Origin of the sequence: Humidesulfovibrio sp. (genome assembly GCF_030689645.1) — a bacterium.
Classification (GTDB): Bacteria; Desulfobacterota; Desulfovibrionia; order Desulfovibrionales; family Desulfovibrionaceae; genus Humidesulfovibrio.
This window is the reverse complement of sequence record NZ_JAUYFU010000102.1, coordinates 1-6,288: the sequence shown is the minus strand read 5'-3', so window position 1 is coordinate 6,288 and position 6,288 is coordinate 1. Positions and strand designations below refer to the sequence as shown.

3 protein-coding genes and 1 tRNA gene are annotated in these 6,288 nt (G+C 57.3%); 1 reads left to right on the top strand and 3 read right to left on the bottom strand.

The features are described from left to right. Positions 1–298: 298 nt before the first annotated feature. Complete coding sequence (locus Q8O35_RS13735; protein WP_305574298.1) at positions 299–1,303, top strand: radical SAM protein; 1,005 nt, start codon at positions 299–301, stop codon at positions 1,301–1,303. Between the two features lie 418 nt (positions 1,304–1,721). On the opposite strand, the gene Q8O35_RS13730 is transcribed toward Q8O35_RS13735, so the two are convergent. The 3 genes from Q8O35_RS13730 to Q8O35_RS13720 all read right to left on the bottom strand — a co-directional run bounded on the left by Q8O35_RS13730 (position 1,722) and on the right by Q8O35_RS13720 (position 5,894). Beyond that, complete coding sequence (locus tag Q8O35_RS13730) at positions 1,722–3,635, bottom strand: ankyrin repeat domain-containing protein (RefSeq protein ID WP_305574296.1); 1,914 nt, start codon at positions 3,633–3,635, stop codon at positions 1,722–1,724. Between the two features lie 1,045 nt (positions 3,636–4,680). Further along, positions 4,681–4,770, bottom strand: a tRNA-Leu gene (locus Q8O35_RS13725). Positions 4,771–4,826: 56 nt separating this feature from the next. Then, a complete protein-coding gene (locus Q8O35_RS13720) occupies positions 4,827–5,894 on the bottom strand; it encodes a site-specific integrase (RefSeq protein ID WP_305574294.1) in 1,068 nt (355 codons plus the stop codon). Between the last annotated feature and the right edge of the window lie 394 nt (positions 5,895–6,288).

Here is a 6,288-nt window from a genome sequence, read left to right as displayed (position 1 = left end):
CGCTGCTTGTAGTCTTCGTCTGCCCAGGCCTTGGCCACGATCTTTGCCCACACTTTCTGCTGATCTTTAAGTTCTGCCATGGCAAGACTCCTTCATGCTTAAAAGGTTGACGATATGCAATGGATGCGGCGTTGGGGTTTTCTATGCTTTATTCGTATCAACTGAGTGGACAAATGTAAAGCATGTTGAATATTTGCTAGGCGGACTTGGTGGATAAACGTTGTGTTTCCATTGACCCATTGTTTCATCGCTTGTGGAAACATTTGCTTTTCAAGCTTATTTTGCTTAGCTGTGAGCAATGAGAAAAGAACGCTCATTATCGATCGATCCCTTGGAATTGAAGATCGAAATTACCCGCGCATGCAACCTTCGTTGCTCTTTTTGTTACCTTGGCAAGGGGCAGGAGTGGCTAGCTAACCGGCACATGCCAGTCGGCGACGTGCTCCGGTGGATCGACTGGTGCGTGGACAACGACATCCCCGGCGTGCGCTTCACCGGCGGCGAGGCCACAATGCATCCCGATATCGAGATGCTCTGCAACTATGCCCACCTGCAAAAACGCTATGTGATTCTCAACACCAATGGCATGGCTGATCCCAGACTCTATGACCGGCTGCTTGTGAACGACATGCGTGTGAGCGTCCCGACTTTGGACGCCAAGCGCATGGACGACCTGACCGGCAGGATCGGTGTCTTTCAGAAGAAGGTGTCTTTGCTGGACCGGATGGCTGCCCGAAAGAGCGTGCGCGTCCATATGCTCACGCCTCTTGCGCCGGAACTTGTCGGCAATCTGGAGGAGTTTGTGTTGTTTCTTCGGGAAAGGCCCCGGCTCAAGTGGTTGCCGTTGCGCCTCGAATCCAGCCCCGATGAACCGCGGCCCATCACCCGGGGGCAGATGCAGTCTCTTGCCGAAGAAATGGATGATCTGATGCGGCGATACCCGGAACAAGTCCCCGGCATTGTTCTTGCCGTTCCGTTTTGTTCCGTGACCCCGACCAGCCTGGGGGCTCGGGTGTTCATGGGCAAGAAGGTCTGTTGTGGGCCATACGTGGCTCTCAATGTGGATTTCGATGGGGTAATGACGACCTGCTTCGACAGGTACCAGATCAATGAAATCGGCTCCATGGAGGCGGTCAGGAACAGTCCCGAGTTGCGTCCCTGCCGCACACTGGAGTCCCTGCCAGCAGAGTGTCACGCGTGCGAATACGTGGAGCAATGCGCAGGGGGGTGCACCAGGCCCGAGGGATTGGTTGAGCACAACGGTGGCAGGGTTGATTATCTTGCCGGATTCGTTGCTGGATAATAGACGCGTACAGTGAAGCAGATGGCGCTGATCTGCTTCCCATATGGCCCGCTGTGAGTGGTGCGCAACGGATCTGCAACCAGTAGGCTTAAGTTTGGAATAAGCCCAATCTCCTATTCTGTCATATCCTGCCCATTGCCGACACCACGACGCGCATCCTCCTCACCACTGCGGCATTGAGCATGATTATTGTTCTGCCCAGAATCGCCTTTGCGTTCGACGCCGCCAAAACCGGCGACATCCCCATCAAGGGCAAGGCCGGGTCTGTGGCCAACGTGGCATGGGCCAGAACGTGAAGTCCGAGACCAACGTTGGCAGCGTCATGGCCGGCGGTCAGCAGGCCGTTTTGTTTTTCACAGGGCGGGGAGGCAACTGTCGGGTTGCCTCCCCGCCCTGTTATCGTACAGGGCTGGGCGGTCTATTTGGTCTTCTTCAGGCGGATTTTGTCGTCGATGATGAGCATGCCCTTTTCCAGCTTCCATTTCATGGAAGTGGGAGGCGCACCCACCAAATCCCAGATCATGACGTTGTCGTTTATGGTGTACTTGCCCTTCTGGGTGGCGATGACAGGATTCATTGATCCCTTGGGAATGTTCTTCAAGGCTTCCGGCGTCAGCCTGGAGTTGAAGTCGAAAGTGCCGTTTTTGTTCAGCACCACGGTGTACAGGGCCTGGGGCAGGCCGTCGTGGAAGCCCTGCCAGGTGCCCACCAGGGCGTCCACCACCACGGTCTTGCGCACGATGGGCGCATCCGGCTTCATGCCCTTGGCCTCCAGGGCCGAGACGCTGCTCGATTTGCCTGCGCGGCTGGCGTAGGCCATCACCGTTTCGCCCGCGCCGTTCTTCTTCTGCGGGTCGGCGCCCTTTTCCAGCAGGAACTTCACCAGCTTCTCGTTGCCCGCGCCCGCGGCCAGCATAAGGGCTGTCTCGCCCTTGTCGTTGGTCTGGTCGAGCTTTGCGCCCTTGGCTATCAGCAGGGCCGCGCGGTCGTAGCCGTCGGAATGGTCGGATTTCTGCGCGGCGGCCATGAGCGGGGTGTTTCCGTTGGATGCGGGGAAATCGATGTCACCCTTGTGGTCCAGCAAATACTTGATGATGGCGATACTTTTTCTGTGGTCAAAGGGGTTGGGGTTGCCAGCGGCATAGACCATGGTGCTGACGAGGGGATTGACGGTCGACTTCACGTTGACGGCGGCGCCCGCGTCCACCAGCACCTCCACCATGTCCGGGTCCACACGCATGACTGCGGTCAAGAGCGGGGTTGAACCCAGCTTGTCGACGATCTCCAGGTTGGCCTTGCGCTTGATGAGCAGCTTGGCGAAGTCTACCTTGTTGGCGCTGGCGGCGGTATGCAGGGGCGTGCCGCCGGTGAGCAGGCTCTTGATGTCGATGTTGGCGCCGTTGTCGAGCAACAGTTTGCCAATGTCCACAAAGCCGAAGCGCGCGGCCAAGTGCATGGCGGAGTAGCCGCCCTCGCCCTTAAGCTGCATGAAATCCAGCTTGGGCTTGTAGGTGAGGAATTTCTCCACCCAGTTGTAGGTCTTCTTCGCTTCATTGCTTGCGCTCGGGATGGCCTGCATCAGCGGCGACTGGCCGTGATTGTTGGACAGGTTGATGTCCGCGCCGCTGGCGACCAGGTACTCCAGCACCTCGTACTTCTTGTGCAGCACCGTGCCCACCAGCATGGAGCCGCCCGCGTTGTTCTGGTGGTTGATCCTGGCCCCGTGGCCGTGCAGTATCTTCACTGCTTCCAGGTCTTCGTGCCCCACCACCAGGGAGAGCGGCGTCTCGCCTTCTTTGGTCGCCGCATCAACCAGGATGCCCTTGCCCTGGGTCACGAGCAGGCGGATGACTTCCGTGTGGTCTCTTTGCGCGGCCTTGATGAGGGCGGTGTTTCCCCGCGCCTCGGGCACGCTGTCCGTCCGGTCGCGAGCGTTGACGTTGGCGCCGCGCTGCAGCATCAGGGCAACGATGTCCGCCTGCCCCATGTGCGAGGCCAAAATCAGCGGCGTGCGCTCCCACTCGCCAAAGGAGTCGTGCGAAACGCCTCGTTTATTCACGTCCAGCCGGGGAGACTGCAAGAGCAGCTTGGCTATCTCCGGGTTCTTTTTGCGCAGGGCCCAGCAGAGCATGGTGTCCCGATCGTACACGGCGTTAACGTCGTCGCCGTTGTTGATGGCTGCCCGGGCCCGGTCAAGGTCGCCTTTGTCGACGGCTTTCATGAGCTCCGGCATGGGCTTGCTGCTGTCCCATATCCAGGCTTGCACAGGGGACAAGGCCCCGCAGACAAGTAACAGGACCACAACAATCCCCAACATTTTATTTGACTTCACGCGAGCCCCTCCTGCGCTTCAATTGATTTTGTGTCGTAAGCCAGCCGTGCACTGGGCTTCCTGCCGCGAACACTTTGCGTGGTCGCCAACGGCAGGCCAACCCGAACAATTATGCGGTGTTGCACCACTACATGACCGGCGCGGAGAAGGAAAGACGCATTCCCGGCTGTCTGGCTAGCGAAGGACGTCTCTCACTTTGAATGATCCAGGTTTCGGGAAGCCGGTCAGTTCGGGTATGCATGGTTATGATCCAAGCGAACAAAGATTAGTAACAATAACCGACCCTCAGGGGGGCAGAAATAAAACAATTCGCGCCGATAATAAAAAGTGACTTGGCCGGATTGTGCGGCGAATTTTCTGTATGTCTATGGCTAGGAGGTATTAACGGGTCGTCCAGTCAATTCATGGAAGCGCGCCACTGAGAAGCAGGCGTCTCGCTCTCAGGATGAGAAGAGCTTGGCCTCAGGCGTGGTTGGCCGCCTCCAGCTGCAGAATGAAAACTATCTTTTCTATGGGTTTGATATACCGAACGCAAAGATTGTCCGACGCAAGCGTCTTCCCGCATAAAGTCTTTGGTTCCTTCTTCTCCACTACTTGAGCCGAAAGACGTGGCAACGGTCTTGTCGGCAGTGAAGCCTGATGACGAAGTCTTTTGGGTCGGCGGTCAGGCCATAAACTTTTGGGCATTGCGTTCTCTGCCAACCATTCCAGAACTCCTCCGTCTAGCTCCATTTGCGAGTAAACATATAGGTTTTTTGTTGGCGTTAAAAGCACCGCTGCTTTGATGCAAAACGCTTGGATGGGACGGCGGTATTCCCAGAGCCAGGAGACAATACTCCCAATTCTGCAATTTGCGCGTTGAAATTAATGGGACTGTTCTTCAAGATTCTTGTACTATCCTTGTACAGATTCGTCTTTAGCCATAGAAAAAGCTCCGCCGCGAAATCTTCCATTCGCCAGCGGAGCTTACTCTTTCCTTGGTGCCCAGGGCGGGGGTCGAACCCGCATAACCCGAAGGTTGAGGGATTTTAAGTCCCGTGATAGGTGGTGCCGGGAGGGGGACTTGAACCCCCAGGAACCTTACGGCCCCAACGAATTTTAAGTTCGTCGCGTAAACCAGTTCCGCCACCCCGGCGACCACTCTGCATACCCCTGCCGCATCCCCGGCGCAACTGAAATTTGGCAAGGGGATTATTGCGAAATCATCCCCTGCTGTACGACAGCGGCCGCCCAGGTGGCCCCCTGGAGAACCTGTTTGATTGCGTCTTTGTCTTGTGGAGCAAAGTGGGCGTATCGGCGTGTCGTCTGAAGATTCGTGTGGCCCATGTGCTCCGCGACGGCGAAAAGAGGGACGCCACGGCGAACCAATCTAGTGCAGCACGTGTGCCTACAGGTGTAAGGGATCACGCCCTCAAGGCCAAGGGAGTGAACGACCCGCATGAAACGGCGGTAGAAACCGTCACTGCTGAACTCGGGGAAGACCAAACCGCCAGCTGCTGCCCGCGGACGGAGCACTGCGGCCATCCGATCGGTGAGCGGAAGAGCACGCCCCCTGTTCGTCTTCGTGTTCTTGGCGTCGAGCACGAGCATACCCGCTTCGAGGTCGATGTTGCACGACCGGAGCGTCCAAAGCTCACCCATGCGCATCCCAGAGTCGATGAACACGGCGGTTGCGTCGGCAACTTCCCGGTATTCCATTTCGAGCGCCCGGGCCATGAACAAGGCCTCTTCCTCGTCAGTGAACCAACGAATCCTGCATTGGCCTTCCGCCTGGCGCGGCATGTGGGGAACTCGCGAGAGCTTCTTGCGGTTGACGGCATCGGTGCAGATGGCGGAAATGAACGACAGATACCTGTTGATGGTACTGCCGCTGACGCCGCGGTCCTCGATCACTTCCTGGATGAACTCGTCAAGCCGTTCAGTGTCAATTTCAGCGAGTAGGGTCGAGCCCGACAGATATTTCGAGATGACCCCCCATTGCTTGCCAACGACCTTCCTCTGCGACTCGCTCTGCCAGGTCGTCCGGACCCGCAAGCTGTTGCGGTAGCCAGCTTCAAAGGTCCAGCCCCTGCCGCTCTTCTGCTCAATCTCCGTCTGCGCTTCGGCAGCCCGAGTTTCCAGCAAGTCGAGCTTGAGCCGCGCTTCGGCAAGCTCAAGATCGTCCTTGTGCGTGTCCGTCGGGAGGACGGTGGTTTTGCGTCTGCCGTCGACGGTAACGTCGATCAACCATTTTCCGTCACGATGTTTGCGAATGGACATGTCCCCTCGTTTCTGTTGAAGATTTTGCGAACTGACGCATTCGTTCGCCTGGCACGCGCTTTCGGATCTGCGCCATCGTCGCGCGTTTTACTCTCCGTTCCCGGGTAGATATGGGGATCGACACCATCCCATGTTCTTCCGTTGAGTCCTGGTGGCGGGCTGCGGTGGTTGTGGCCGTTGCGATCCTGCCCTGGACGCTTGTGATGGTGGGGGCCCTCCCGTCGGCAGGTCCGTGCATCATGAAGATGCTGTAGGATTTGGGGTAGACTTCGGGGAGGTGTCGGCGAAATTCGTCGGCATTCAATGCTGCTTTGATGTCATTGTGTAAAAACATGCGCTATCTCCAGTGGTTGGTTGTTGTAGGCACAATCGCCTGATGTGTTCCACGCGGCAC

Coding starts and splice junctions, on each gene's coding strand:
- Q8O35_RS13735 (WP_305574298.1), top strand. CDS start 299: ATGAGAAAAGAACGCTCATTATCGATCGATCCCTTGGAATTGAAGATC.
- Q8O35_RS13720 (WP_305574294.1), bottom strand. CDS start 5,894: ATGTCCATTCGCAAACATCGTGACGGAAAATGGTTGATCGACGTTACC.